Annotated in this window: 24 protein-coding genes; 9 read left to right on the top strand and 15 right to left on the bottom strand. The window is 71.9% G+C overall.

Annotated features, from left to right (window positions below):
• Nucleotides 1–59: 59 nt before the first annotated feature.
• Both N912_RS0114965 and N912_RS0114960 read right to left on the bottom strand, forming a co-directional pair.
• Entirely contained in the window at nucleotides 60–1,223 is a 1,164-nt protein-coding gene (locus tag N912_RS0114965; RefSeq protein ID WP_028923073.1) for a branched-chain amino acid ABC transporter substrate-binding protein, read from the bottom strand.
• Between the two features lie 96 nt (nucleotides 1,224–1,319).
• Complete coding sequence (locus N912_RS0114960; RefSeq protein ID WP_028923072.1) at nucleotides 1,320–2,339, bottom strand: LacI family DNA-binding transcriptional regulator; 1,020 nt, start codon at nucleotides 2,337–2,339, stop codon at nucleotides 1,320–1,322.
• Nucleotides 2,340–2,450: 111 nt separating this feature from the next.
• On the opposite strand from N912_RS0114960, the gene N912_RS0114955 reads away from it, so the two are divergent.
• Genes N912_RS0114955 through N912_RS0114945 form a run of 3 tightly spaced genes read left to right on the top strand, consistent with a single transcriptional unit; the run spans nucleotide 2,451 to nucleotide 6,447 of the window.
• Entirely contained in the window at nucleotides 2,451–3,815 is a 1,365-nt protein-coding gene (locus N912_RS0114955; protein ID WP_037064409.1) for a class-II fumarase/aspartase family protein, read from the top strand.
• Nucleotides 3,812–5,062 (top strand): cation:dicarboxylate symporter family transporter, encoded by a 1,251-nt coding sequence (locus N912_RS0114950; RefSeq protein WP_028923070.1) that lies wholly within the window; start codon nucleotides 3,812–3,814, stop codon nucleotides 5,060–5,062. Before N912_RS0114955 ends, N912_RS0114950 begins: the two co-directional genes overlap by 4 nt.
• The gene (locus N912_RS0114945; RefSeq protein WP_028923069.1) at nucleotides 5,059–6,447 is read left to right on the top strand and encodes a class II fumarate hydratase; all 1,389 of its coding nucleotides are present in this window, start codon (nucleotides 5,059–5,061) and stop codon (nucleotides 6,445–6,447) included. Before N912_RS0114950 ends, N912_RS0114945 begins: the two co-directional genes overlap by 4 nt.
• 47 nt (nucleotides 6,448–6,494) lie before the next feature.
• Here the strand turns inward: N912_RS0114945 and N912_RS0114940 are convergent, their stop codons facing one another.
• From N912_RS0114940 to N912_RS51990, 5 genes are read right to left on the bottom strand one after another with little or no spacing between them, the layout of a single operon-like run.
• Nucleotides 6,495–7,538, bottom strand: coding sequence for a ferrochelatase (locus tag N912_RS0114940; protein WP_028923068.1), 1,044 nt, complete (start codon nucleotides 7,536–7,538; stop codon nucleotides 6,495–6,497).
• Nucleotides 7,535–8,305: an enoyl-ACP reductase FabI gene (fabI, locus tag N912_RS0114935; RefSeq protein ID WP_028923067.1), complete on the bottom strand. Its 771-nt coding sequence runs from the start codon at nucleotides 8,303–8,305 to the stop codon at nucleotides 7,535–7,537. The genes N912_RS0114940 and fabI overlap by 4 nt, the downstream gene beginning before the upstream one ends.
• A 21-nt stretch (nucleotides 8,306–8,326) precedes the next feature.
• Nucleotides 8,327–9,031: a 3-oxoacyl-ACP reductase FabG gene (gene fabG, locus N912_RS0114930; protein WP_028923066.1), complete on the bottom strand. Its 705-nt coding sequence runs from the start codon at nucleotides 9,029–9,031 to the stop codon at nucleotides 8,327–8,329.
• A 13-nt stretch (nucleotides 9,032–9,044) separates the two neighbouring features.
• Nucleotides 9,045–9,167, bottom strand: a complete 123-nt coding sequence (locus tag N912_RS66465) for a hypothetical protein (protein WP_281176268.1) — start codon at nucleotides 9,165–9,167, stop codon at nucleotides 9,045–9,047.
• Nucleotides 9,164–9,442, bottom strand: coding sequence for a hypothetical protein (locus N912_RS51990; protein ID WP_037064406.1), 279 nt, complete (start codon nucleotides 9,440–9,442; stop codon nucleotides 9,164–9,166). The genes N912_RS66465 and N912_RS51990 overlap by 4 nt, the downstream gene beginning before the upstream one ends.
• Nucleotides 9,443–9,508: 66 nt before the next feature.
• Between N912_RS51990 and N912_RS0114915 the strand changes: the two genes are divergently transcribed.
• Nucleotides 9,509–10,141: a TetR/AcrR family transcriptional regulator gene (locus N912_RS0114915; RefSeq protein WP_028923065.1), complete on the top strand. Its 633-nt coding sequence runs from the start codon at nucleotides 9,509–9,511 to the stop codon at nucleotides 10,139–10,141.
• Here N912_RS0114915 and N912_RS0114910 read toward each other — a convergent pair.
• Nucleotides 10,138–10,467 carry a hypothetical protein gene (locus N912_RS0114910; RefSeq protein WP_028923064.1) on the bottom strand — a complete coding sequence of 110 codons (330 nt, stop codon included), beginning with the start codon at nucleotides 10,465–10,467 and terminating at the stop codon, nucleotides 10,138–10,140. The two genes, N912_RS0114915 and N912_RS0114910, sit on opposite strands and share 4 nt — an antisense overlap.
• A 124-nt stretch (nucleotides 10,468–10,591) precedes the next feature.
• Here N912_RS0114910 and N912_RS51985 point away from each other — a divergent pair, with 124 nt between their 5' ends.
• Both N912_RS51985 and N912_RS60335 read left to right on the top strand, forming a co-directional pair.
• The gene (locus N912_RS51985; RefSeq protein ID WP_169747878.1) at nucleotides 10,592–12,013 is read left to right on the top strand and encodes a helix-turn-helix domain-containing protein; all 1,422 of its coding nucleotides are present in this window, start codon (nucleotides 10,592–10,594) and stop codon (nucleotides 12,011–12,013) included.
• Nucleotides 12,010–12,492: a TIGR00725 family protein gene (locus N912_RS60335; protein ID WP_051580189.1), complete on the top strand. Its 483-nt coding sequence runs from the start codon at nucleotides 12,010–12,012 to the stop codon at nucleotides 12,490–12,492. Before N912_RS51985 ends, N912_RS60335 begins: the two co-directional genes overlap by 4 nt.
• 12 nt (nucleotides 12,493–12,504) lie before the next feature.
• Here N912_RS60335 and N912_RS0114895 read toward each other — a convergent pair whose 3' ends face one another.
• From N912_RS0114895 to N912_RS0114880, 4 genes are read right to left on the bottom strand one after another with little or no spacing between them, the layout of a single operon-like run.
• Nucleotides 12,505–13,299, bottom strand: a complete 795-nt coding sequence (locus tag N912_RS0114895; protein ID WP_211261237.1) for a CPBP family intramembrane glutamic endopeptidase — start codon at nucleotides 13,297–13,299, stop codon at nucleotides 12,505–12,507.
• A 56-nt stretch (nucleotides 13,300–13,355) separates the two neighbouring features.
• Nucleotides 13,356–14,336 carry a VWA domain-containing protein gene (locus N912_RS0114890; protein WP_028923062.1) on the bottom strand — a complete coding sequence of 327 codons (981 nt, stop codon included), beginning with the start codon at nucleotides 14,334–14,336 and terminating at the stop codon, nucleotides 13,356–13,358.
• Between the two features lie 16 nt (nucleotides 14,337–14,352).
• The gene (locus N912_RS51975; protein ID WP_245645280.1) at nucleotides 14,353–15,339 is read right to left on the bottom strand and encodes a DUF58 domain-containing protein; all 987 of its coding nucleotides are present in this window, start codon (nucleotides 15,337–15,339) and stop codon (nucleotides 14,353–14,355) included.
• 7 nt (nucleotides 15,340–15,346) lie between these two features.
• Nucleotides 15,347–16,396: an AAA family ATPase gene (locus tag N912_RS0114880; protein ID WP_028923061.1), complete on the bottom strand. Its 1,050-nt coding sequence runs from the start codon at nucleotides 16,394–16,396 to the stop codon at nucleotides 15,347–15,349.
• A 156-nt stretch (nucleotides 16,397–16,552) separates the two neighbouring features.
• Here N912_RS0114880 and N912_RS0114875 point away from each other — a divergent pair, with 156 nt between their 5' ends.
• Both N912_RS0114875 and N912_RS0114870 read left to right on the top strand, forming a co-directional pair.
• Nucleotides 16,553–17,293, top strand: a complete 741-nt coding sequence (locus N912_RS0114875; RefSeq protein ID WP_037064401.1) for a class I SAM-dependent DNA methyltransferase — start codon at nucleotides 16,553–16,555, stop codon at nucleotides 17,291–17,293.
• Between the two features lie 29 nt (nucleotides 17,294–17,322).
• Nucleotides 17,323–17,721 carry a nuclear transport factor 2 family protein gene (locus tag N912_RS0114870; RefSeq protein WP_028923059.1) on the top strand — a complete coding sequence of 133 codons (399 nt, stop codon included), beginning with the start codon at nucleotides 17,323–17,325 and terminating at the stop codon, nucleotides 17,719–17,721.
• Here N912_RS0114870 and N912_RS51970 read toward each other — a convergent pair.
• Nucleotides 17,718–18,191 (bottom strand): MarR family winged helix-turn-helix transcriptional regulator, encoded by a 474-nt coding sequence (locus N912_RS51970; protein WP_037064399.1) that lies wholly within the window; start codon nucleotides 18,189–18,191, stop codon nucleotides 17,718–17,720. The genes N912_RS0114870 and N912_RS51970 overlap by 4 nt on opposite strands.
• A gap of 90 nt (nucleotides 18,192–18,281) precedes the next feature.
• On the opposite strand from N912_RS51970, the gene N912_RS0114860 reads away from it, so the two are divergent.
• A complete protein-coding gene (locus N912_RS0114860; RefSeq protein WP_028923058.1) occupies nucleotides 18,282–19,895 on the top strand; it encodes an FAD-dependent oxidoreductase in 1,614 nt (537 codons plus the stop codon).
• Here the strand turns inward: N912_RS0114860 and N912_RS0114855 are convergent.
• Together N912_RS0114855 and N912_RS0114850 are read right to left on the bottom strand one after the other, a co-directional pair.
• The gene (locus tag N912_RS0114855; protein ID WP_028923057.1) at nucleotides 19,892–21,370 is read right to left on the bottom strand and encodes an aldehyde dehydrogenase; all 1,479 of its coding nucleotides are present in this window, start codon (nucleotides 21,368–21,370) and stop codon (nucleotides 19,892–19,894) included. The genes N912_RS0114860 and N912_RS0114855 overlap by 4 nt on opposite strands.
• Nucleotides 21,371–21,464: 94 nt before the next feature.
• The gene (locus N912_RS0114850) at nucleotides 21,465–21,893 is read right to left on the bottom strand and encodes a PAS domain-containing protein (protein ID WP_211261236.1); all 429 of its coding nucleotides are present in this window, start codon (nucleotides 21,891–21,893) and stop codon (nucleotides 21,465–21,467) included.
• Nucleotides 21,894–21,906: the final 13 nt, after the last annotated feature.

The following is a 21,906-nucleotide window of genomic DNA, read 5'->3' as shown; positions in this document are numbered from 1 at the left end:
CAACCACCGGTGTGTGCCGAAACGCGCGACTCAGTGTGCTGAGACGCCCGACTCGCCGGTCAGCCGAGCTTGGCCTCCTTGGAGGTGCCGAGGAGTTCGACCTTTCCGTTGCGGACCTGGTGGATGAAGATCGTGTCACCGACCACGTTGCCGTTCGGCTGGAACTGGACCGGTTTGGCTATCCCGGGGAAGCTCAGCGTGGCGAGGAAGGTGTTGATCGACTCCGGCGTGGTGTTGCCGGCCTGGACGGCCTTGATGAACGCGGTGGCGCCGTCGTGGCCCTCCGGGGCGTAGGTGCTGGGATCGACCTTGTACCGCGCCTGGTAGGCGTCGAAGAACTTCTTCAGCTCGCCCTTGGCCGACTTGGGGCCGGGCACCGCGCAGGGGCAGCCGACGATGGCGCCCTCGGCGGCCTTCTGGCCCGCGCCGTTGATCAGGCCGACGTCCAGGCTGCCGTCCCCGGTGGAGAACAGCGCGGTCAGGCCGGCGTCCCTGACCTGCTTGAGCAGCCGCCCGCCCTGCGAGTAGTAGCCGCCGAAGAAGATGGCGTCCGGGGCGTACGCCTTGATCTTAGCGATGGTGGACGAGTAGTCCGAGGCGGCCTGCGCGAACTGGTCGCGCTGGGTGGCCACCCCGTGCGCGGCGAGCTCCTTGTTCACCGCGTCGGCGATGCCCACGCTGTACTCCTGGTCGTCGTTGACCACGAAGACCTTGCCCGGCTTCTTCGCCGCGACCAGGAACCGCGCGATCGACGGCCCCTGCTCGGCGTCGCTGGCCACCACGCGGTGGAAGTACTTCCAGCCGTTCTGCGCCAGCCCGGGGTTGGTGGCCACCGACGACACGCTCGGGATCTTCGCCTGCTCCAGCACCGGGTCGGCGGCCTTGGACTCGCCGGAGAACTGCGGCCCGAGCAGCCCGACGATCTTGTCCTGCTGGACGGCCTTGGTCACCAGCGGGACCGCCTGGTCCGGGCTGCCCTGGCTGTCGTACTCGATCATCTCGATCTTCTTGGGCGGGTTCGTCGCGTTGAAGGCGTCGATCGCCATCCGGGCGCCGTTGCGGGCCGGGACCACGATGCCCGAGCTCTCACCGGTCAGGTCGCCCAGGAAACCGAGCTTGATCGTCTCCGCCGCGCCGGCCCCGCCCCCCGCCCCGCCGCATGCCGACAGTGCGAGCGCACCGGCCAGCACGGCCGCCGCGAGCGCCGTCTGCCTCCGACTCATACCGCTGAACCTCCTGATGCCGGGGTAGCCCCGGGGCGGCCGACCGCCACCGGGGCGCATGGGCGGCCACCTTCACGCACCGACCTTGCAATCCGCTTACAAACCCGCCGGCGGGGCCGCCGTCGAGGCCCGGAGGACGATCTCGATCGGGTCGGAGACCACGGTGGTGACGTCCTCGTCGGCCGCGGTCGTCAGCAGGGTGCGCAGCGCGTGGCGCCCCAGCTCGGCCACCGGCATCCGCACGGTGGTCAGCGGCGGCTGCAGGTAGTGCGCCAGCGGAAGGTCGTGGATCGCGATCACCGAGACCTGCTCGGGCACCCGCACGCCGGCCGATCGCGCCGCGTTCAGCGCGCCGGTGGCCGAGGCGACGTTGCCGGCCACCACCGCGGTGGGGCGCGGGGCGCGGGCGAGCAGCGCGCGCATGGCCTGCTCGCCACCCTCGGCCGTGTAGGCGCCGGCGACGACCCGGTCCGCGTCCAGCCCGCGCGCCCGCATCGCGGCCCGGAACCCTTCCAACCGCCGCCGCGCGCTGTCCAGCGCGTCCGGGCCGGCGATGTGGGCGATGTCGCGATGGCCCAGCCCGACCAGGTGATCGACCGCGAGCTCTACCGCGGCGGGGTCGTCGAAGAGCACGTACCGGTCGTGCCCGGGGATGCGCTGGTTGAGCGAGATCCAGGCCAGCCGCTCGCGGGCGGTGGGCAGCAGCTCGGCGGCCACCGGCGCGGCCACCAGCAGCCCGTCCACCCGCCCGGAGCGCAGCAGCTCCAGGAAGTGCCCGGCGCGCCCCGAACCGGGCCGCGCGCTGCCGGTGACCATCAGCAGGCCGTGCCGGTCGGCCTCCTCCTCGATCGCGGTGACGATCTCGGCCCAGATCGGGTTGGCGAAGTCCGGGATGACCAGGCCGAAGGTGGACGTTCGCGCGGTGCGCAGGCTGCGCGCGATGGCGTTGGGCCGGTAGTCGAGCTCGGCGACGGCGGCCAGCACCCGACCCCGGGTGGCGTCCTTGATCTTGAGCGTCGGGTCCGCGTTGAGCACCCGCGACACCACCGCCCGGTCCACCCCGGCCCGGGCCGCCACGTCGGCCATGGTCGGGCGCCTGCTGCCGCTCGTCGTCACCTTGTTCCCCGTCGTCTCCGGGTCATCGTAATGAGCCGGGCGCTTGACACCCGGCGCGCGTCATCGTTCAATCGTGTGACTCAATCGATTGAACGACGAGGAGCGCGGCACATGGAGCCGTTCGACCTGCTGGGCCGGCTGTGGGGCGACGACGCGATGGCGGCGGTGTGGTCCGAGCGCGCCACGATCGAGGCCTGGCTGCGGGTCGAGGCCGAGCTGGCCAGGGCGCAGGCCGCCACCGGGGTGCTCGCCGAGGCCGACGCCGAGATGGTCGCCAGGGCCGCGTCCGTGGACGGCCTGGACACCGAGGCGCTGTGGGACGGCGCGCGCAACGTCGGCTACCCGATCCTGCCGCTGGTCCGTGCCGTGGCCGCCAGGCTGCCCGACGGCCCCGACGGGCGGGTGCACTACGGCGCGACCACGCAGGACATCATGGACACCGGCCTGGCGCTGCAGGGCGTGCGCGCGCTGGACCGGCTCGGCGAGCTGGTGCGGACCCTCGGCGACGCGCTCGAACGGCTGATGGACGCGCACCGGCGGACCGTGATGGCCGGGCGCACCCACGGACAGCAGGCGGTGCCGACCACGTTCGGCGCCACCCTGGCCCCCCTGCTCGACGAGCTCGCCCGGCACGCCGGCCGGCTGCGCCAGGTCCGCGCCGAGATCGGGACCGTGTCGCTGTTCGGCGCCGGCGGCACCAGCGCGGCGGCCGGGCCGACCGCCGCTCCGGTACGGCGCGAGCTGGCCCGGCGGCTCGGGCTGGCCGGCGGCGACGTGCCGTGGCATGCGGCCAGGGACTCGGTCGCCGGGTTCGGCGCGCTGTGCGCCTCGGTGGCCGCGACCTGCGCCCGGCTGGCCCGCAACGTGATCGACCTGGGCCGCACCGAGATCGGCGAGCTCGCCGAGGCCGACGGGGAGCACCGGGGCGCGTCCTCGACCATGCCGCAGAAGGCGAACCCGATCCTCGCCGAGGCGATCGTGGGCATGAGCGCCTCGGCGGGCGCGAGCGTGTCCGCGCTGTACCGGGCGATGGAGGTGCCGCAGGAGCGGGCGGCCGGCGAGTGGCAGATCGAGTGGCAGGTGCTGCCCCGGCTGGCCTGGTCGGCCGCGAGCTGCCTGGCGGCGGCGGTCGAGCTCGTCGCGGGGCTGCGGGTCGACGAGGACGCCATGCGGGCCAACCTGGACGCCGACGGCGGGCTGGTCATGTCGGAGGCGTACATGTTCGGCCTCGCCCCGGAGCTGGGCAGGGAGCTCGCGCACGACCTGGTCTACGCCGCCGCGCGGCAGGTCCGCCGGGACGGGGTGGAGCTGCCCGAGGCCCTGCGCCGGCAGCTCACCGAGCGCGGCCTCGACCCCGCCTTCGCCCGCGAGCCCCTGTCCCCCGCCGACTACGTGGGCGACGCGGAGCTGATCTGCGCCTCGGCCCGCGACCGGTGGCACGCCCAACGCCGCCTCATCGAGGAGGAACGCACATGAAGGCCGTCCGCGCGTGGCGGGGCCTCGGCTTCCAGGTGATCGTCTCGCTGGTGCTCGGCATCGCGGTCGGGGTGGCCTGGCCGGGGTTCGCGTCCTCGCTGAACGTCCTCGGCACGATCTTCCTCGACCTGATCAAGACGGCGGTGGCGCCGCTGGTGTTCCTGACCGTCACGGCCGGGATCCTCGCGGCGGGTGACGTCAAGCGGATCGGCAAGGTCGGCCTGGTCGCGATCGTCTACTTCGAGGTCGTCTCCACCATCGCGCTCGCGCTCGGCCTGCTGTTCGGGAACCTGTCCCGGGTCGGGGCCGGGACCGGGCACGTCAGCGCGGGCGCCGGGGCGGCCAAGGGCGCGACGGCCGCGACCGAGCAGGCCGCCCGCCCACACGACTTCCTCGCCACGCTGTTCCCGGACAACTTCATCGGCGCCTTCGCCGGCGGCCACCTGCTCCAGGTGCTGGTCATCGCCTTGATCTTCGGATTCGGCCTGCTCACGCTCGCCCCGGACAAGCGGGCGCCGATCGAGGCGGGGCTGGCCACCCTGTCCACCGCGTTCTTCCGGTTCATCCATGTGATCATGCGGCTGGCCCCGGTCGGGACGTTCGGCGCCACCGCCTACGCGGTCGGCTCGAACGGGACGTCGGTCCTGGTCGCGCTGGCCTATCTCGTGGTCTGCGTCTGGGTGGCGATTGCCCTGTTCATCGCGGTCGTGCTCGGGGCGGTGTGCGCGATGTTCCGGATCAATCTGTTCGCCCTGCTGCGCTTCGTCAAGGAGGAAATACTGATCACGCTGGGCACCGCGTCCTCGGAGAGCGTGCTGCCCCGGCTGCTGGAGAAGCTGCCGACCTACGGTGTCTCCAAGCAGACGGCAGGGCTGGTGCTGCCCACCGGCTACGCGTTCAACCTGGACGGCACCTCGATCTTCATGTCGATCGGGGTCATCTTCCTGGCCAACGCGTACGGGGTACCGCTGGGCCTCGACCAGCAGCTCGGCATCCTGGCCGTGATGTTCCTGACCTCGAAGGGCGCGGCCACCGTGTCCGGCGGGTCGTTCGTGGTGTTCGCCGCGACGGTCACCGCCACCGGCGTCCTCCCGGTGGCCGGGCTCGCGCTGATCTTCGGCGTGTACCGGTTCATCTCGATCGCGGTGGCCACCTGCAACGTCATCGGGAACGTGGTCGCCTCGGCGGTGGTCGCGAAGGTCACCGGCGAGCTCAGGCCGGCCGCCGAGGTCGAGGTGTCGGCGTGACCCGGGCGGAGAGCGACGCGTTCGGGGCCGTCGACATCCCGGACGGCCGCTACTGGGGTGCGCAGACCCAGCGCGCGCTCGGCGTGTTCGAGATCGGCGGCGAGCGCTTCCCCGCCGTGCTGCCCCGCTGCTTCGGGCTGCAGAAGCTCGCGGCGGCGCGCGCCAACCGGCGGCTGGGCACGCTGGACGCCGGGTTGGCCGAGGTGATCGAGGCCGCGGCCCGCGAGGTCTGGGAGGGCGGCTTCGACGACCACTTCCCGCTGCCCGTCTGGCAGACCGGCTCGGGCACCCAGACGAACATGAACGCCAACGAGGTGATCGCCAACCGCGCCAACGAGCTGCTCGGCCGGCCGCTGGGCACTCGGGACCCGGTGCACCCGAACGACCACGTCAACCGTTCGCAGTCCTCCAACGACAGCTTTCCGACGGTCATGCACCTGGCCACCGTGTTCGAGCTGGAGCGCCGGTTGCTGCCCGCGCTGCGCGGCCTGACGGAGGCTTCGGCGGCCAAGGCCGGCGAGTTCGCCGACGTGGTCAAGATCGGCCGCACGCACCTGATGGACGCGGTGCCGATGACCGTGGGCCAGTCGTTCGACGCGTTCGCCCACCAGGTCCGGCAGGCCGCCGAGCGGGTCGAGGCGGGCGTGCCGCGGCTGCGCCGGCTGCCCCAGGGCGGCACCGCCGTGGGCACCGGGCTCAACGCCCCTGCCGGGTTCGACGGGGAGTTCTGCGCCGAGGTCAGCGCGCTGTCCGGGACCTCGTTCACGCCCGCGGCGAGCAAGTTCGAGGGCATCGGCGCGCACGACGCGCTGGTCGACGCGCACGGCGCGGTGAAGCTCGCCGCCGTCACCCTGCTCAAGATGGCCAACGACATCCGGCTGCTCGGCTCCGGGCCGAGGTGCGGGCTGGGCGAGCTGGTCATCCCGCCGGACGGGCTGACCTCGTCGATCATGCCGGGCAAGCGCAACGCCACCGTCGCCGAGGCGCTGGCGCAGGCCGCCCTGCAGGTGATCGGCAACGACACCACCGTCACGATGGCCGGCGCGGCGGGCACCCTCGAGCTCAACGCCGCCAAGCCGGTGCTGATCCACAACGTGCTGCGCTCGATCCGGATCCTGGCCGACGCGACCGAGGTGTTCACCGCCAGGCTGGTGCGCGGCCTGGACGTCGACCGCGACCGGCTGGCGGCCGACGTGTCCCGCGCGCTGCCGCTCGCGACGGCACTGACCCCCGTGCTCGGCTACGACCGGGTCGCCCAGATCACCGCCCGCGCCCACCGCGACGGCACCACCCCGCGCGAAGCCGCCCAAGCGCTCGGCCTGCTCACCGCCGACGCCTACGACCGCCTCGTCGACCCGCCCGCGATGGCCCGCCCGCACCCGTGACCCGTGAGTGGTTAGCGTTGCTATGACAACGCTAACCACTCACGGGCTCAGCGGGCGGCCAGGCAGCAGTCCGGGGCGCAGGGCTCGCCGTTGCGGCCGCCGCCGGCGGAGGGCACGGTGCCGAGGGCGCGAGCGGGCACGGCGGCGAGGTGCTCGCGGACCAGTTCGACGACCATCTGTGCGAACCGGGCGTCCTGGCCGGCGGTGGCGGCGCGGGCGAAGGCCATGCCGTGCTCGGCGGCGCGCTCGGCGGCCTCGTTGTCCAGGTCCCAGACGACCTCGACGTGGTCGCTGACGAACCCGATGGGGCAGGTCACCACCGCGGGCACCGCCTTGGCGTGCAGGGTGTCCAGGTGGTCGAGCACGTCCGGCTCCAGCCACGGCACGCTGGGCGGGCCGGAGCGGGACTGCCAGACCAGGTCGTAGTCGTCCACGCCCAGCTCGGCGGCGACCAGCCGGGCCGCCTCGGCCACCTGGCGGGAGTAGCGGTGGCCGCCTTCGGCGGGGACTCCGGCGGCGGCGTCGGCGGCGGTCGGGATGGAGTGCGCGGTGAACACCAGCCGGGCCTGCTCGCGGTGCTCCTCGGGCAGCTCGGCGGTCGCCGCCCGCACGGCCTCGGCCGCCGAGGCCACGAACTCCGGGTGGTCGAAGAAGTGCCGGATCTTGACCAGCTCGGGCGCGTCCGGGCCGACGGCGGCGCGGGCGCGCGCGATGTCCTCGTGGTACTGCCGGCACGCGGAGTACCCGCCGTAGGCGCTGGTCGCGAACACCAGCGCGCGGCGCACCCCGTCGGCGGCCATCCGGGCCACGGTGTCCTCGACCAGCGGGTGCCAGTTGCGGTTGCCGAAGTACACCGGCAGCTCCACGCCGGCGGCGGCCAGCTCGTCACGGACTCGAGAGATCAGCTCGCGGTTGCGCGCGTTGATCGGCGAGACGCCGCCGAAGTGCTCGTAGTGCTCGGCCACCTCCAGCAGCCGGGCCCGTGGCACGCCGCGCCCGCTGGTCACCCGCTCCAGGAACGGCATGACGTCGTCCGGTCCCTCCGGACCGCCGAACGACAACACCAACAGCGCGTCCACCTGTGCCTTCACACCCCGACGGCGTGGACCCCGCCGTCCGCCCAGACCATCGAGCCGGTGGTCACCGGCATCCAGTCGGAGAGCAGCGCGCAGCAGGTGCGCGCCACCGGCTCCGGGTTGGCGATGTCCCAGCCCAGCGGCGCCCGCCCGTCCCAGACGTTCTCGAACGCGGAGAACCCGGGGATGGACTTCGCGGCCATCGTCTTGACCGGCCCGGCCGCGACCAGGTTGACCCGGATCCCTTGCGGCCCCAGGTCCCTGGCCAGGTAGCGGCACACCGACTCCAGGGCGGACTTGGCCACGCCCATCCAGTCGTAGCCCGGCCAGGCCTGCCGGTTGTCGAAGTCCATGCCGACGATCGAGGCACCCGCCGACATCAGCGGCAGGCACGCGGTGGCCAGCGACTTGAACGAGTACGCGCTGACCTGCAGGGTGCTCGCCACGTCCTCCCACGGGGCGCCCAGGAACGCGCCCTCGCCGAGGCAGGAGGCCGGCGCGAAGCCGATGGAGTGCAGCACCCCGTCCAGCCCGTCCACGTGCTCGCGCGCCCGGTCGGCCAGGCTGTCCAGCTGGGACTGGTCGGAGACGTCCAGCTCCAGCACCGGGACCGGCTTCGGCAGCCGCTGCGCGATCCGCTCCACCAGGCGCATCCGCCCGAACCCGGTCAGCACCACTGTCGCGCCCTGCTCCTGCGCCGCCTTGGCGACGTGGAACGCCAGCGACGCGTCCGTGATCACGCCGGTGACCAGGATCCGCTTGCCCTCGAGTAGCCCCGTCACATCTTCTCCTGTCTGAGAAACCTAGTGGCCCATACCCAGACCGCCGTCGACCGGGATCACCGCGCCGGTGATGTACCCGGCCGCGTCCGAGGCCAGCCAGGTCGCGGCGGCCGCGATCTCGTCCGGCCTGGCGATGCGGCCGAGCGGGATCTGGCCGAGGATCTCCTGCTGGCGCTTCTCGCCCAGCGCCGCCGTCATGTCCGTCTCCACGAACCCGGGCGCGATGACGTTCGCGGTGATCGACCGGCTGCCCAGCTCGCGCGCGATCGAGCGGGCCAGCCCGACCAGGCCGGACTTGGACGCGGCGTAGTTGACCTGGCCCGCCGAGCCGGTCAGCCCGACCACCGAGGAGATGAAGATCATCCGCCCGGCCCTGGCCCTGAGCATGCCCCGCGCGGCACGCTTGGACACCCGGTAGGCGCCGGCCAGGTTGGCGTCCAGCACCCGGGTGAACTGCTCCTCGGCCATCCGCATCAGCAGCGTGTCGTCGGTGATGCCGGCGTTGGACACCAGCACCTGGACCGGCCCGTGCGCCTGCTCCACCTCGGTGAACGCGGCGTCCACGCTCTCGGCGTCGGTGACGTCGCAGCGCACCCCCAGCAGCCCGTCCGGCGCGCCCGAGCCCCGGTGGGTGACCGCCACCTGATCGCCCTGGTCGGCGAACGCCCGCGCGATCGCCAGTCCGATGCCTCTGTTGCCTCCGGTCACGAGCACGCTGCGTCCCACCACAGGAGGCTATCTAACCCAGCTTCCGCCAGACGACGACCATGCCGATCACAAGCAACAGCAGGCCGACGACCACGATGCCGCCCTTGATCAGGTAGTCCACCAGCAGGTGGTGCAGCAGCTCCGCGCCGCTCACCGCGGGCCCGGTCCGTCGAGGTAGCGGTTCGCCGCGCCCCTGATGACGCCGCTCGCCCAGTGGCCCCGGTTCTCAGAGCCCGGCCGCCGCGCCGCCCGCTGGTCGAGCAGCCGCGCCGCCTCCCTGGCGAACGGTGCGGCCCGCTGCCGGGCCTGGTCCAGCTTCCCCCGCCGCTTGAGCATCAGCGCGACGGCGAACACCACCAGCGCCAGCACCACCAGCGCGCCGACGATCAACGCGAACCTGACCAACAGCACGGTGAAGACGGTCTCCATGATCCCCTCCCGTTGTATCACACTCGTGATACAACGGAACGTATCACAGTCGTGCTACAAAGGCTCATGCCTCGAGTGGTGGATCCGGTCACCCGGCGGCGGCAGGTGGTCGACGCCGTCTTCCGGCTGGCCATCCGCGACGGCCTGGCCAGCGCGTCGCTGCGCAACGTCGCGGACGAGGCGGGGCTGAACATCGGCTCGGTGCGGCACTACTTCGACAGCCACCAGCAACTGATGCTGTTCGCGATGCGGGAGATGCTCGACCGGGTGGCGAGGCGGCTGATGAGCCGGGTGGAGCGGCTGCCCGACCTGGCCGAGGTGTCGCCGAAGCGCCGCCGCGAGCTGCTGGCCGACCTGCTGGAACAGCTGCTGCCGCTGGACGAGGCGCGCCGCGCGGAGGTCACGGTGTGGATCGAGTTCGTGACCGCGGCGCGGACCTACCCGGCGCTGGCCGACCTGGCGCACGAGACCGCCGCCGGAGCCCGGGAGGTGGTCCGGCGGGTGCTGACCAGGGCTCTGGCGGCCGGTGAGGTCCGCGCCGAGCTCGACCTGGACCGCGAGGTCGGCCGGCTGTGGGCGTTGATCGACGGCCTGAGCCTCAACGCCGTGCTCAACCCCGACCTGGTCGGCCCGTCGGACTGCGTCGCGGCCCTGCACGCCCACCTCGACGAGCTTCGGCGGCCAGCGGCGTACAGCTAGTCGCCTCTTTCCTTTCTCGTCCTCCGCCGCAGGCTCGGGTGTCTGATCCACCCGTTCGCGGCCGTCTGGCGGTCGTCGGACAGATGCGGCACCGCCTGCCGCTCGCCCTTGACGAACAGCGCGATCGGTTTTCGTTCGCCGAGGACGTTGAGGACGTACCGGGTCACGGCCCCGGCCAACACGCCCGGGTCGGTGGACAGGTCGCGGGCGTGTTCCTCGGCGACGAGCTGCTTTTCCCAGATGGCATCGGTCGCGCAGATCGCGTCCGGGCGCACGGCGTGTACGGCGTAGAGGGTCATCCTGTCGACCATCGCGTCGGGGATCATGACGTCGAGCGAACCGCTCCGTGGTCCGGTTGACCACGGCATGAATGTGAGCTTTTGTGCATTCGCGTGAGCGGATTTGAATCCAGGCGTCTGACCTACGGATATGCGGGATACCGTCGCTTTCTTGATCGCCCGCGGTTCCGCGTCCGGTACGCTGCTTGCCCCACCGTTCACGCTGGTCAGAGAGGCAGCCACCCTGATGGCGCAGCAGCGGCCCCGCTTGCGGAACGCACGGAAGATCCTCGGCTACACCCAGGAAGACCTGGCCCACAAGCTGGGCTGCGACCACTCCCTCATCTCACGCTGGGAGAACGGCCGGGTCGACCCGTCGGCCTTTCACCTTGCCAAGCTGCGGAAAGTCCTCGAGGTCACCGGCGACGAACTGATCGAGATGCTTGGGGAGGGCACTCGACGTGGCGCACGGGACATCCGGGAGGCACACTGGTCGCGACCTCCGGCGCGGCACGACACGCAGCTTGATCAGCGGATACTCCTTGGTGCGGTGTCGGAGGAGGAGGTGGGAGACATGCACAGGCGGGCACTCTTCACCACGGCCTTCGGGACGGCGGTCGGCGCCGCGCTGGCCAGCATCGAGTTGACGCGCCGACGCGGAGACCGCTTGGTCGCCCTGCCGGTTACCGGCCACGACGTGACCGAGTGGGAGCGCGTGGCCGACCGCTACGCGGTCAGGCTCAGCGGAGTCGGCCAGGCTTCCTACATCCAGGCACTTCCCGAGCTATTGACCGACTATGACGAGGTGCACGCGCTCGCTGGCTCGGCTGGCTCCGATCATGGCCCTCGGCTGCTCAGAGTGTGCGCCCAGCTCTCCGCGCTCGCGGCGGTGTGCACGCTTACGGTTGGGTGTTGGGAGCAGGCCGAGCGTTTCTGGCGCCAGGCACAGAAGGAAGCGCGGGCGAGCGAAGATCGAGAGCTGTGCACGATGATCGGCGGCAAACGTGCCGTCTACAGCATCTACGGACCTGATAGTCGCCGGTCCACTCTGTACTTGGCCGAGGATGCGGTGAACACCGATGGAGGCAAACCGTCCGTTGGCGTGGCCAGCGCATACGGTGCGCAGGCGCAGATGCTCGCGCTCATTGGTGACCGGTCCGGCGCATACGCGGCGCTGGCCAGGTTGGAATCAGTGTGTGACAAGCTCGATCCCCCAGGCCCCGCAGTGGTTCCTACGGAATGGACATGGCATCCGCAGCGGCTCCATCACGCGCAGAGCTTCGTGTATTCCTACACGGGTGATATCGGCAAGGCGACTACTGCGCAGGACGCCGCTCTGAGCATGTATCCGTCGAGTGGTTCGCTCGGCGCCGCGCAGATCAGGTTTCACCAAGCCGCTTGTTTGATCAAATCGGGTGACCTGGCGCAAGGTACGCGCCATCTTGGCACCGTCTACGAGTCAATTGATCCGAGTTTGCGCAATGGCGATATGCGTACCTCTGCAAGCTTCGTGCTCGACAAGCTGCCCGACCGTGCGGCAAAGCTTCCGGCGGTACGCGAGGTACGTGCCTTGATCTCGTCGACTTCGGGGTGAGCGCTGTCCAGGTTGCCGTCTGCGGACCTCGGCACTGCACGGAAGCCGAGCGTGAGAACGCCTACCAGGTCGGCGTCCTCCTCGCCCGGGCCGGCGCGACGGTCATCTGCGGTGGCGGGACGGGTGTCATGGCGGCCGTCGCCGCCGGCGCGCGGGCCGAGAACGGGCTCGTCATCGGCATCCGCCCTGGCGACACCGCCGACGACGCGAACCCCGACCTGTCGGCCGTGATCGTCACGAACATGGGCGAGGCCCGCAACGCCGTGATCGTCTGGTCCGCGGACGCCGTGATCGCCGTCGGCGGCTCGTGGGGCACGCTCTCCGAGGTCGCCCTGGCCAAGCGGCGCGGCGGCATCCCCGTCATCACGCTCGGCGGCTGGAGCGTGCGGCAGCCGGACGGCACCGCCCCGCCCGACGCCCCGATCGAGGCGTCCTCCCCCGCCGAGGCGGTCGAGCTGGCCACCCGCGCCGGCGGCTGACCACTGACCCGGTCAGACAAGGAGCAGGACACCAAGCGTTCCAACGGTGGCATCGGCGAACACGTGGATGGCGTACGGAACGGCGATGCCGCCGGTGCGGACCCGCACCCATCCGAGGACGAGACCCCAGGTTGCGGCCATGGCCATCCCCGACCAACCCGACGGAAACCCGTTCAGATGAGCGAAGCCGGTGGCCGCCGCCTGAACCACCACCGAGGGCAGTGTCCCCCAGAGCGCCGCAAGCTCGGTCAGCACGACCCCCCGGAACAGGGCCTCCTCCCAGATCGGGTTGATCAGGGCGGCTCCGAGCACGCCGGCTACTCCCACCCACCACGGCAGGTCCCGCAGATCACGGAAGTACGGTGCCGGCGTCGGATGCACCGAACGCGCCCACCAGACCAGCGCCGCACTCGACGCGGCCACGGTCACCATCGCCAGCCAGGCGACCTCCGAGCTCAACCGGCCCCACCGCAACCACGGCGCGGCCGGGCGCAGCCGGGGCACACGATCACAGGCGAGCAGCGCCGCCAGCGGCGCCACGCACACCACGCCGACCGTGACCGCCGGGGGCCAACCGCCATGCGCACCAGCGGCGTACCCGGCAAAAACCAGATCCACGAACACGGCCGCGCGCATCGCGGGTGCGGACCGCCGCGCCATCGCCACCGCCGTGACCACGGCCAACCCGCACCCCACCAGGACAGACCGCAGCCAGTGACCGGGCAGGAGCGCGACCCCGCCCAGAAACGCCGCCGCGACGACTGCCACGCCGGGAACCCACGGGCGGACCCGCGTCGCATCCGCCACCACATCAACCTAGCGTCGTTCGCCCAACGATCTGCTACCAGCCTGACGGAGCGGAGTCAGGGCAGGCGGCGGCCCAGGCCCAGGGCGCACCCCAGGGCGAGCATCGACAGCAGGGTGCCGCCGAGCAGCCACGGGTGGCTGATGTCCACCCGCCGCGTCTCGTAGCCGATCTGTTCGCCCAGCGTGGCGTAGACCTGCTGCAGTTCTTCCTGGCTGGCGGCGGTGAAGAACTGGCCGCCGGAGATCTGCGCGATCTCACGCAGCGAAGCGTCGTCGACCGGGACCGGGGTGCTGCGCCCGCTCAGGTCGATCCGTCCGAGCAGGGTGCCGAACGAGATGGTGGAGATCGGGATCTTCTCGCCGGACGCCTTGCGGGACGCGGTGAACGAGCCGCGCGGTTCGTTCTCCCCCTCCGGGCCGGGCAGCGTCTGCTTGCCGTCGCTCATCAGGACGATGCGCGCCGGCGGCGGGCCCTCCCCGCCACCGGCCAGGCCCTGGGAGAAGCTCTGCACGGACTGCAGCGCGGCGAAGATCGCCTCCCCGGTCGCGGTGGACTCGGAGAGCTTGAGCGTGTCGATCGCGTGCTTGACCGGCTCCCGGTCGGCGGTCGGCGAGACCAGCACGGCGGCGGTCCCGGCGAAGGAGATGAGCCCGAGGTTGATCCCCGGGGTGAGGCGCTCGGCGAAGCCCTTGGCGGCGACCTGCGCGGCCTGCAGCCGGGTCGGCGCGACGTCGGTGGCCTGCATGGACAGCGAGACGTCGATCACCAGCATGACGGTGGCCCTGTTGCGAGGCACCTTGGCCTCGGCGGTCGGGCCGGACAGCGCGACGGTCAGCAGCACCAGCGCGACCATGAGCAGCGCGGTCGGCACGTGGCGGACCCAGTTCAGGCGCCGGGGCACCACCTGCTCCAGCAGCTCCAGGTTGGTGAAGCGCACCGTGTCGCGCTGCTTGCGGCGCTGCAGGAGCAGGTACCCGACCACCAGCGCGGCCACCAGCAGCAGCAACAGCAGCCACCACGGATGGGCAAAGCTCATATGTCAACTCGCAGACTCATCTGATCACCGCCGGGCGGCCACCGTTGATCGGCCGGGTGCCCGACGGGTCCGACCACTGCCGCTTGCGGGTCACGGCGAACCGCACCACGTCCGCGATCCAGTCCCGGTCGGTGCGCAGGACCAGGTGGCCGGCGCCGCAGCGGCGCAGCGCGGCGGCCACCCGCTCGCGGTGCTCGGCGGCCGCGGCGGCGAACTCACGGCAGAGCAGCGGGGTGGTCTCCACCTCGCGCTGCCGGCCGGTCTCCGGGTCGGCCAGCACCACCGTGCCGACCTCGGGAAGCTCCAGGTCGCGCGGGTCGAGCACCTCGACCGCGAGCAGGTCGTGCCGCACCGACAGCGCCCGCAGCGGCCGTTCCCAGTCCAGCTCGGTCCCCGGCGGTGAGCCGTTGCCGAGGAAGTCGGAGACCACCACCGCCAGCCCGCGCCGCCGCGGTGGCCGGCGCAGCTGCTCGATCGCGGCGGCCAGGTCGCCCCGGGTGCCCTCGGGCGCCCTCGGCGTCTCGGCGACCCGGCGGATCAGCCCGCGAGCGTGCATCAGCCCGCCCCGGGCCGGGACGCGGACGGTGCGCTCCCCCGTGGCCACCAGCGCGCCGATGCGGTTGCCGCCGCCCCTGGTCAGGTGCGCCACCGCCGCTGTGGCGGCCACCGCGAGGTCGCGCTTCTCGCAGCCGGCGGTGCCGAAGTCCAGGCTGGCCGACAGGTCGACGACCACCCAGGTCTCCAGCTCGCGGTCGGCCTCGGTCTGGCGGATGTGCGGCTCGGTGGTGCGCGCGGTCACCGCCCAGTCCATCCGGCGCACGTCGTCGCCGGGCTGGTACGGGCGGGCCTCGCCGGGCTCGCTGCCCGGACCGGGCACCAGCCCGATGTGGTTGCCCTGCAGCAGCCCGTCCAGCCGGCGCCGCACGCTCAGCTCGAGCACCCGCAACGCCGCCTCCAACTTGCCGTCGCGCAGGTTGGGCGGTGCGGGGTATGCCTGGCTCACGACCAGATCACGTCGCCGCTGCGTACTGCGGGCGCGAGCTGACCTGCGGCAACGGCACGGTCTGCAGCACCCGCGACAGGATGTGGTCCATCGGGACGGCGTCGGCGACCGCGTCGTAGGACAGCACCAGCCGGTGCCGCAGCACGTCCGCCGCCACGTCCATCACGTCCTGCGGCAGCACGTAGTCCCGGCCCCTGATCAGCGCCAGCGCCCTGGCGGCGGCCACGATCCCGAGGCTGGCCCGGGGCGAGGCGCCGTAGGACACCCAGCTCGCCACGTCGTCCAGGCCGTGCTCGCCGGGCGCCCTGGTCGCCACCACCAGCCGCACCACGTAGTCCACCAGCGCGTGGTGCATGAACACCCGGGACGCCACGCCCTGCAGCCGGACCAGCTCGGTGGGGGTGAGCACCTGCTCGGCCGCCGGCGGCTCGACGCCCATCCGGTAGATGATCTCGCGCTCTTCCTCGACGTTCGGGTACTCAATGATGATCTTGAAGAGGAACCTGTCCCGCTGCGCCTCGGGCAGCGGGTAGACGCCCTCGTTCTCGATCGGGTTCTGGGTGGCCAGCACCAGGAACGGGTTGGGCATCGGGAAGGTCTTGCCGCCGATGGACAGGTGCCGCTCGGCCATCACCTCGAGCATCGCCGACTGGACCTTGGCCGGCGCCCTGTTGATCTCGTCGGCGAGCACGAAGTTGGACACCACCGGGCCGAGCTCGACGTCGAACTCCTCGCGGCCCTGCCGGTAGATCCGGGTGCCCAGGATGTCGGCGGGGACCAGGTCGGGGGTGAACTGCAGCCGGGCGAAGCTGCCGCCGACCACCTTGGCCACGGTCTCCACCGCGAGCGTCTTGGCCACCCCGGGAACGCCTTCGAGCAGCAGGTGGCCCTTGGCCAGCAGGCCGACCAGCATGCGCTCGACCAGCCTGTCCTGCCCGACGATCACGCGCTTGACCTCGAACACGGTCCGTTCCAACAGCTCGCCCTCCCGGGCCGGGCTGGGCGGGCCGCTCGTCTCGGCCGGTCGGGCCGCGCTGGCCTGCTCCGGGTCGGTCACTGTGTAGCTCCGTTCTCGCCTGGCTCGCCGGCGGGGCCTCCTCCGGGTTCTACCCGTGCACCCAACCGCCCGGTCCGTATGACCACGGTGAAGCTCACCCGGCCGTGCCGTTCATGGGCCGAAACCCGATCGCCGGCGGGCGCCGGGGCTGCCAGCATGATCCTCGTGCCAGAGAACCACTTCGGGGAACCGGTCGCGGAACACTACGACGCCCAGACCGCCGACAGGTACGAGCCCGCCGTCCTCGACCCCACCGTCGACTTCCTGGCCGAGCTGGCCGGCGACCGCGCCGCGCTGGAGCTGGGCATCGGAACCGGCCGCGTCGCCATCCCGCTGAGCCGGCGAGGGGTCACCGTGCGCGGCATCGACCTGTCCGAGGCGATGGTGGCCAGGCTGAGGGCGAAGCCCGGCGCCGAGCGCATCGAGGTGACCATGGGCGACTTCGCCCACACCCGCGCACCGGGCGCGTTCGGCCTCGCCTACCTCGTGTACAACACGATCGGCAACCTGACCTCGCAGGACGAGCAGGTCGCCTGTTTCCAGAACGTCGCCGAGCACCTCGAACCCGGCGGCCGGTTCGTGATCGAGGTCGGCGTCCCGGACCTGCGGCGGCTGCCGCCCGGCGAGACCCATCGCCCGTTCACGGTGAGCCCGACCCATCTCGGGTTCGACGAGTACGACGTGGCCGCGCAGGGCCTGATCTCGCACCACTACCGGTTCGCCGACGGCCGGGGCGAGGTGCGCTCGTTCCCGTTCCGCTACGTGTGGCCGTCCGAGCTGGACCTGATGGCCCGGCTGGCCGGCATGTCGCTGCGCGAACGCTGGGAGGACTGGCACCGCCGCCCGTTCACCGGCGAGAGCACCAAGCACGTCTCCGTCTGGCAGAAACCGGAATAGCCGGCGTGACCGCCGAGGTTGGATCGTCGGTGAGCACCCCGATGCGCCTTGCCGAGCGGCTCTTCGACCACCTCGCGGCCGGTGAGCTGGACTCCGCGGTGGCGCTGTTCGCCCCGACCGTCGACTTCGCCATCCCGAGCGCTCCGGACATCCCGTGGATCCCGAGGGTGCGCTCCGCCGAGGACATGGGCGAGTTCTTCACCCTGCTGCGCACCGAGCTGGACAGCAAGCGGTTCGAGGTCACCAAGATCCTGGCCGACGGCGAGGACGCCGTGGTGCTGGGGCACCTGGTCTCCACCGTGCGGTCCACCGGCCGCGACATCGTCACCGAGTTCGCGATCCAGCTTGGCGTACAGGACGGGCTGATCAACCGGTACCGGATGTACGAGGACAGCTGGGCGGTGGCCAACGCGGTCCGGCCCGCCTAGTCCTTGCGCCGCAATGCGTGGGTCGCGGTGTGGGTGGCCCGGGTTGCATTGGTGAGGTAGTCGAGGACGGCCGCGAGCTCGTCGTTGCCCTTCGCGTCGAGCTCGCCGTCGTGCCAGCGTCCGATGCCGTCGTAGAGCGGCGTGATCTCCTTCTCGACCCGGTCGTGGTCGGGCCGGACGAGGACCTTGCGGCGGTCGGCCGGGTCGTTGGCGCGGTGGACGTAACCGGCCCGCTGCAGCCGGTCGATGGCGCCGGTGATCGCGGCCCCGGTGGTCAGGCCGCTGTTCGCGGCGAGCTGCCCGGGCGTCATCGGACCCTCGGACAGCAGCAGGTTCAGGCACTGCAGGTCGGTCGCGGTCAGGCCGACGGCCTGCGCGACGGCCTGGTGGAACAACACGGTCCGGGTGACGAACTCGCGCATGGCGGAGTTGATCGCCTCGGCCAGCCGGGCGTGTTCGGGTGCATCCACCTTCTACCAACTCCTCCCACAAAGAGATTCTCTCGTTCGGAGAGATATGGAAGTATGCCCCGAAACGACGACAGGAGGAGCGTCCCAGCGATGACCACGTCCGATCACCACACCTCCGTTCTCGTCGTGGGCGGCGGCATCACCGGCCTGTCCACGGCGCTGTTCCTGGCTCGGCTGGGGGTCCGCCCGACGCTGGTCGAACGGCACCCGTCCACGGCGATCATGCCCCAGGCGCGGGCGTTCAACCCGCGCTCGATGGAGATCTACCGGGCGCTCGGCATGGAGGAGCGGATCCGCGAGCGGCAGTCGATTCTGGCCGACCTGCCGGAGATGATCGGCGCGGACACGCTGGCCGGCCAGGAGCGCTTCCGCGTCGACCTGCTCGCCCAGGTCCGGCCGGCGGAGTCGGTCAGCCCCACGGACTGGGCGCTGATCGACCAGGACGAGCTGGAGCGGGTGGTCCGCGCGGACGCCGAGCGGGCCGGCGCGGACGTGCGGTTCCACACCGAGCTGACCCGGGTGGAGCCGGACCCGGAGGGCGTGACGGCCGTCGTGACCCACCGGGGCCCCGGCGACTCCGGCGTCGAGCGGCGCATCCGCGCGGACTACCTGGTCGCCGCGGACGGGAACCGCGCGTTCGTACGCAACCAGCTCGGCGTGGCCGCCGACGGACCCGGCGTGCTCTCCCACGTGGTGAACGTCCTGTTCGACGCCGATCTCGGTGGCGTGCTGCGCGGGCGGCGGTTCCTGCTCGCCTATCTCGACCGGCCGGCCTCGGGCACCGCCCTGGTCCCGTTCCGCGACTTCGGCAGCTGGGTCATGGGGATGCCGTACGACCCGGCGAACGGCGAGACGCTCGCGGGGTTCACCGAGGAGCGCTGCGTGCGGCTGGTCCGCGAGGCGGTCGGCGACCCGGGGCTCGACCTCGCGCTGGTGGCGCCGATGCCGGAGCTCGACCAGAAGGTCACCTCCACCCTGATCGGCGCCTGGGTCGCCGACCGGTACCGGGTCGGCCGGGTGTTCTTCGTCGGCGACGCCGCGCACACCTTCCCGCCGACCGGGTCGTTCGGCGCGAACACCGGCATCGCCGACGCGCACAACCTCGCCTGGAAGCTCGCCGCCGTGATCAAGGGCCAGGCCGGGGCCGCGCTGCTGGACACCTACCACGACGAACGCCACCCGGTCGCGGCGCGCACCCTCGACCAGGCGATGCAGCGCATGCGGGGCCGGTTCCACGGCGGGGGCGACGACGCGGCGAGCATCGACGATCTGACGATGATCTTCGGATACCGCTACGACTCCTCGGCCGTCCTCACCGAGACCCCCGCCCCCGGCGAACCGGTCGAGGATCCCCGCACGCCCAGCGGGAGCCCCGGCCTGCGCGCGCCACACGTCTGGCTGGACCGGGACGGATCCAGGCTGTCCACGATCGACCTGTTCACCGGGTCGTTCACGCTGCTGGTCGGCCCGGACGGAGCGGCGTGGGCCTCGGCCGCCAAGACGGCGGCGACCTCGCTCGACATCGAGGTGAACGTGCACCACATCGACGCCGACCGGCGGGAGCACGCGTACGGCACCACCGCAACCGGGGCCACCCTCGTACGACCCGACGGGTTCGTCGCCTGGCGCGCCCGAACCCTACCCGAACAGCCAGAACACGAACTGCAGCGGGTCCTCCGCCGGCTGCTCGCCCGTGACGCCTAGGCCGGCCGGCCCTCCAGGATGACCGTCTTGGTCTCCAGGTAGGGCGCCAGGCCCTCGCGGCCGCCTTCGCGCCCGATGCCGGACTGCTTGAACCCGCCGAACGCGACGCCGAAGTCGGTGCGGAACGCGTTGTGCCCGACGGTGCCCGAGCGCAGCCGGCCGGCCACCTCGCGGGCGCGGTCCACGTCGTGGGTGAACACCGAGGCGTTGAGGCCGTAGATGGTGTCGTTGGCAAGGGTCACGGCGTGGTCCTCGTCGTCGGCGGCGATGACGCTGAGCACCGGGCCGAAGATCTCCTCGCGGGCGATCGTTGCGGAGTTGTCCACGTTGGCGAACAGAGTCGGTTCGATGAAGAAGCCCCTGTCCAGGTGCTGGGGGCGCCCGCCGCCAGTGGCGAGCACGGCGCCCTCTTCGATGCCCTTGGCGATGTAGCCCTCGACCCGGTCGCGCTGGCGGCGCATGGCCAGCGGCCCCATCTGGGTCTGCTCGGCGAACGGGTCCCCGACCCGGACCTTCGAGAACGTGGCGGCCAGCGCCTCGACCAGCTCGTCGTGCCGGTTGCGCGTCACCACGATCCGGGTCAGCGAGGAACACACCTGCCCGGACAGGAAGCACTCCGCTCCGGACAGCGTGGTCGCCGCCTGCTCGATGTCCATGTCGTCCAGGATCACCGCGGCGGACTTGCCGCCCAGCTCCAGCGTGACGCGGGCGATCCGCTCGCCGCACAGCGACGCGATGCGACGGCCGGCCGCCGTGGAGCCGGTGAACGCGATCTTGTCCACCCTCGGGTCGCGGACCAGCAGCTCGGAGACCTCCCGGTCGGCGGTCACCACGTTCAGCACGCCCGCCGGCAGGCCGATCTCCTCGGCGATCTCGGCGACCAGGTACGCCTCGCCCGGCGCCTCCGGCGAGGCCTTGAGCACCACCGTGCAGCCGGCCAGCAGCGCGGGCGCGAGCTTGTAGGCGATCAAGGTGACCGGCGCGTTCCACGGGATGATCGCCCCGACCACCCCGACCGGCTCGCGCACCAGCAGCCCGTACTCCCCGCCCGCCGTCGGCTGCGCCGGCTCCTCGAACGGGTAGTCGCCGGCCAGCCCGGCGTAGAAGTCGAACGCGGCGCCCGCCCGGTCGCCGCCGAACCGCGCGACCGAGTGCAGCACCCCGGACTGGCGCGGCCAGATCTCGGCGATCTCACCGGAGCGCCGCCGTATCCCGTCGGCGATCGCGCGCAGGTACTCCGCCCGCTGTTCGTGGGTCAGCCGGGGCCAGCTGCCCTCGTCGAACGCCCGCCGGGCCGCGCCGACCGCGCGGTCGATGTCCCCCGGCCGCGCCTCGGCGACCCGGAAGAACAGCTCCTCGGTGGCCGGCTCGATGACCTCGATGGTCGAGTCGGTGGACGGGGCGACCCACTGGCCGTCGATGAAGAACCGGTCCAGGTGACGCAGCCGAACACGCATCTCGGGCGCCAGGCTCATGTGCGATCTCCTCGGTGGCTTTGGATCCGCAGATTCGGAGTTGAGATGGTGTCGACACCGTAAGTGCGGATTCGTTGCCACCGCAAGGGGTCGGTCAGCGTTCGGCGAGGCGCCGCCGCAGGGCCTTCAGCTCGTCGAACCGGGCCGTGACGTCGCGCAGGACGGCCACGACGCCGCTCAGGCCGCCCTCGAGGTCGGGCAGCGGGACGATGGTGAACTCCAGCGACACCCGCTCGCCGTCGCTTCGGACGCCGGGCACGCTGAGCAGGTCGCCGGCGCCGTAGCGGCTCCGACCGGTGCGCATCACCTCGGCATACCCTCGCCAGTGCGCGTCACGCAGCCGTTCCGGGATGATCAGGTCGAGGGACTTGCCCACCGCCGCGTCGGCCGGGTGGCCGAAGATGCGCTCCGCCCCGGGGTTCCAGAAGGTGATCAGCCCATCGCGGTCGGCGGCGATGATGGCGTCCGATTCGCTGGACAGTACGGCGCGGCCGAGCGCCTCGGTGATGTTGTTGCTGGACACGGGCGGAAGCCTC

The sequence above is a fragment of the Actinospineispora acaciae DSM 45401 genome (assembly GCF_000620785.1).
Lineage (GTDB): Bacteria > Actinomycetota > Actinomycetes > Mycobacteriales > Pseudonocardiaceae > Pseudonocardia > Pseudonocardia acaciae.
This window is presented reverse-complemented; position numbering and strand designations above follow the sequence as displayed.